Raw genomic sequence first — 4,499 nt, 5'->3', positions numbered from 1 at the left:
CCGGGTAATCGCCGGAGAGCCCGGTAGCAGGCCCCGGTTCGTCGCCGAGAGGCGGCGGGCTGAGCGGGGCGTCGAAAGCCTCTTTGGAGGGAGCAAGCGTGCGGGCCGTAGGTCCACCAGGGCCGAGTCCTGCAGCCTCGTCAGAGTTACAACGGGGGAGCCGAGCCGCTCATGTCCCGGTGAAGGCCCACGTCCGACCAACTGGCCAGTTCCGGAGATGCCCCTGGTCGGGCCCCCTCGGGGTACGTGGATCGGCACGCACGCACGGTTTCGTTCGGGACTGGAGAGACCCGTCTGGCCAGCCTCGGCAGCAAAGACCCCTCGTATAAGCCAGTGGTGAAGCCGGGGGGAGGCCAGCGGGAGTCCGACGGGGTCGTAGTACCTGGCAGGGCAATGGTGGCCCGGCAACCAGGGAAGGGCCCCGACTTCGGTCACGCCGGGGTCGGAGGTAAGCGCAAGGGCATGGCGGGGACCGCCCCGCCCGACTACCCCCAGGGCAAGCACATGCCCTCGGCCAAAGTGCGACAACTCCAGAACCGGCTATGGGCTGCGGCCAAGCAGTCTTCGGGTCGCCGCTTCCACGCCCTTTATGACCGCATCCACCGGACCGACATCCTGTGGGAGGCGTGGGAGAGGGTGAGAGCCAATCGTGGAGCAGCCGGGGTCGACGGTCTGACCCTGGATGCGGTGGAGGCCTATGGCATCTCCCGGATGATCGGGGAGCTGCAAGCGGACCTCCAGGCAGGCATCTATCTCCCGAAGCCGGTTCGGCGGGTGGAGATACCCAAGCCCCACGGGAAGTTGCGCCCGTTGGGCATCCCCACTGTCAAGGACAGGGTGGCCCAGCAGGCGGCCAAGATCGTCCTCGAGCCCATATTCGAGGCCGACATCACGGACTTCTTCGGCTCGATCGACCATGACCAGCTCATGGCCCTGGTCGGCGAGCGGGTGTCGGACCGGCGGGTCCTAAAGCTCCTCCGACAGTGGCTGGCGGCAGGGGTGCTGGCCAGGCAGGGCTTTGACTTCCTCGGATGCCACTTCCATGCCCGCATGTCCGGCCGGCTCTGGGAACAGCGGCGCATCGTGCGCTACTACCTCCATCGCTGGCCGTCGGTGCGGTCGATGAAGCGAGTCCGAGCCCGGGTCAAGGCCCTCACCGCCCGGTCCCAGGTGGGGAAGGACCTCCCCGAGGTCATAGGCGCCATCAACCAGTTCCTTAGGGGCTGGGGCAACTACTTCCGCACCGGCAACGCGACCAAGAAGTTCGTTAGCCTGGACGACTACGTGGCGTGGCGGCTCAAGCGGCTTCTGATGAAGAAGCGAGGTCGCAACCTGCGTGCCGGTCAGGCGGAACGATGGACGCCAGCCTGGTTCCACGACCAGGGCCTGTATCAGCTCATGGGCACCATCCGATACCCGAAGGCGGCGTAACCATGTCCAGAAGACCGTCGGTAAGCCGTATGCGGGAAAACCGCACGTACGGATTGAAAGGGGGATGGGGAACCGGACCCGCGGCGCGGGCACCGCGCCCCTGACTACCAATGGCGCAGCTGACCGAGGAGCCGCTGCACCGGGTCCTGGGGCTCACCGACGGTGAGGCCGAGGCGATCTCGGAGATCCTCGGCCGGGAGCCGAACCACCTCGAGCTGGCCATGTACGCGGTGATGTGGAGCGAGCACTGCTCCTACAAGTCGTCCCGGCTCCACCTCCGCCGTCTGCCGACCGAGGGGCAGCGCGTTCTGGTCGGCCCGGGGGAGAACGCCGGCGTGATCGACGCCGGCAACGGCATAGCCGTGGCGATCCGCATCGAGAGCCACAACCATCCGTCGGCCATCGAGCCGTACCAGGGGGCGGCCACCGGCGTCGGAGGCATCCTGCGCGACATCTTCACGATGGGTGCCCGGCCCATCGCCCTCATGGACCCGCTGCGGTTCGGACCCCTCGACGATCCGCGCAGCCGCTGGATCTTCGAGGGCGTGGTGCGCGGCATATCCGGCTACGGCAACTCCGTCGGCGTCCCGACCGTCGGCGGAGAGCTGGTCTTCGACCCCACCTACGCCGGCAACCCGCTCGTCAACGTGCTGTGTGTCGGAATCCTGCCGGTCGACCGGCTGGTGCTGGGGCGGGCCACGGGTGTCGGCAACGTGGCCGTGCTCCTCGGCTCGCGCACCGGCCGCGACGGAATCGGCGGGGTGAGCGTGCTGGCGTCGGCGGGCTTCGCCGAGGAGGACTCGGCCAAGCGCCCGAGCGTCCAGGTCGGCGATCCGTTCGAGGAGAAGCGGCTGATCGAGGCGTGCCTCGAGCTGCTGTCGGCCGGCCTGGTGGTCGGGATCCAGGATCTCGGCGGGGCCGGCCTCACCTGCGCCACCAGCGAGACCGCCTCGCGCGGCGGGGTGGGGATGGACGTCGACGTGAGCGCCGTCCCTCGCCGGGAGCCGGAGATGGAGCCGTTCGAGGTGATGACCAGCGAGAGCCAGGAGCGCATGCTCGCCATCGTCACCCCCGGTGACCTGGCCGCGGTCGAGGAGGTCTGCGCCCGCTGGCAGGTGCGGGCGGCAGTGGTCGGCCGGGTCACCCCGGGCGGGGCCGGCGGCGGTCGCCTGCGGATCCTCGACGGCTGGGACGGTCCCGTGCTGGCCGACGTGCCCGCTTCCTCGCTGCACGAGGACGCGCCGCTGTACGACCGGCCCGTGCAGCCGCCCGCGGACCTGGGTGCCCGCCGCTCCGCCTCCGCGTCCGCTCTTCCGGCGCCGACGGCGGCCGACAACGCCGCCGACGTGGTCGCCCTCCTGGCCGATCCCTCACCGGTCTTCCGCCAGTACGACCACCAGCTGTTCCTGAACACCGTCCTCGCCCCCGGAGCGGGGGCGGCCGTCCTGCGGTTGAAGGCGCCGGGGGTCAACGCCACCGCCTCCGACCCCCTCGGCACGGCCGGTCAGGAATCCGCCCTGGCGCTGTCGACGGACGGAAACGGACGATGGTGTGCGGTCGACCCCCGGGCGGGGACGGCCTGGCTGGTGGCGGAGTCCGCCCTCAACGTCGCCTGTGCGGGAGCGGCGCCGGTGGCGGTGGTCAACTGCCTCAACTTCGGCAACCCCGAGCACCCCGAGGTGATGTGGCAGCTCTCCGAGTCGATCGACGGGATGGCGGAGGCGTGCCGGGCCCTCGACATCCCGGTCATAGGAGGCAACGTCAGCCTCTACAACGAGAGCGCGGGCCGGGACATCGACCCCACCCCGGTCGTCGCCGTGCTCGGCCTCGTCGACGAGCTGCGCCGGCGCCCGCCGGCCGTGTCCCTCGAACCGGAGTCCACCGTCGTGCTCCTCGGCACACGCGTGGGCCCGGATCAGGACGACGTCCTGGACGGCTCGGCCTGGGCGGCGCGGCGCGGCCATCGTGGAGGAGTGCTGGCGTCCGTCGACTACGCGGCCCACGTCGATCTGCTGCTGCTCGTCCGCGACCTCGTGACCGACGGCCTGGTCGCGGGAGTGTCGGACGTGGCCGACGGGGGCCTGGCGGTGGCGCTGGCGGAGATGGCCGTGGCCTCCGGCACCGGCTTCCAGCTCAGCGGGGTGCGGGGCCACGCCGAGCTTTTCTCCGAGCGCCCGTCGCGCGTCGTGCTGTGCACCTCCCATGCGCGGCCGGTGCTCGAGCGGGCGGCGGCCAGCGGGGTGGAGGCGGTGGAGCTGGGCCCGGCCGGCGGCCGCCGGATGGTCGTCGACGGCACGGACGGGGACCGGCTCCTCGATCTCGGTGTCGACGAGGCGGTGACGGGATGGCGGGGGGCGCTCGACCCGCGCTAGCCGGGCGGGGGCGCTGGTACCGGGCTCTGCTGGCCGTGGTCGGGCTGGCCCTGGCCGCCCGGGTGGGGCTCCTCGTGGGCACCCTCCACCTGCCGCTGCTGAACGACCCCGCCGACTATCACCGGCTGGGCGTCTCGCTGGCGGGGGGGCACGGCTTCGGCACGACCGTGGTCGCTCCCGGGGGCGGGCCCACCGCCTTCCGGCCCCCGCTGTGGCCGCTCTTCCTGGGCGGCATCTACGCCGTAGTCGGGGATCACGTCATGGTGGCCCGGGTCGTCGAGGTGGTCCTGGGACTGGTCACGGTGGCGCTCGTCGGGGCACTGGCCTACCGGCTGGTCCCGGAGACGTGCCCGGGTGCCCGGCGCCGGGGGGCGGCGGTGGCCATGGTCCTCGCTGCGGTGTACCCGCCCCTTCTCCTGGCCGGCGGGTCGGTCCTGTCGGAGTCGCTGTCGCTGCCCCTCGAGCTCGGCTCTCTGCTGGCGGCGGCGGTGGTGCCGGCCGCCCGACGGCCGCTGCGCTGGTGCGCGCTGGCAGGGGCGCTCTGCGGCCTCGACATCCTGTGCCGGCCCGACAGCTTCATCCTCCTCGTGCCGGCGTTGCTGCTCGCGGGTCGGCGCGCTCCGGTCGGGGCCACCGCATCCTGGCTGCGGGTCGCGGCGCTGCGGGGGGCCGTGCTCGTCGGTGCGGCCGGGCTGG

General features: G+C 71.8%; 3 protein-coding genes. All 3 read left to right on the top strand.

Annotated elements, in window-relative coordinates:
- Nucleotides 1-336 precede the first annotated feature (336 nt).
- Complete coding sequence (locus tag VFW24_06500) at nt 337-1,431, top strand: group II intron maturase-specific domain-containing protein (GenBank protein ID HEX5266405.1); 1,095 nt, start codon at nt 337-339, stop codon at nt 1,429-1,431.
- A gap of 110 nt (nt 1,432-1,541) precedes the next feature.
- Entirely contained in the window at nt 1,542-3,803 is a 2,262-nt protein-coding gene (gene purL, locus VFW24_06495) for a phosphoribosylformylglycinamidine synthase subunit PurL (GenBank protein ID HEX5266404.1), read from the top strand.
- Nucleotides 3,776-4,499 (top strand): glycosyltransferase family 39 protein (locus tag VFW24_06490; GenBank protein HEX5266403.1); only part of this gene is annotated, 724 nt, incomplete at its 3' end. The genes purL and VFW24_06490, both read left to right, overlap by 28 nt.

It is taken from the genome of Acidimicrobiales bacterium (genome assembly GCA_036273495.1).
GTDB lineage: Bacteria > Actinomycetota > Acidimicrobiia > Acidimicrobiales > JAJPHE01 > DASSEU01.
Note: the sequence above shows the minus strand (reverse complement) of the source record. Positions and strands in the feature narration are given on the sequence as shown.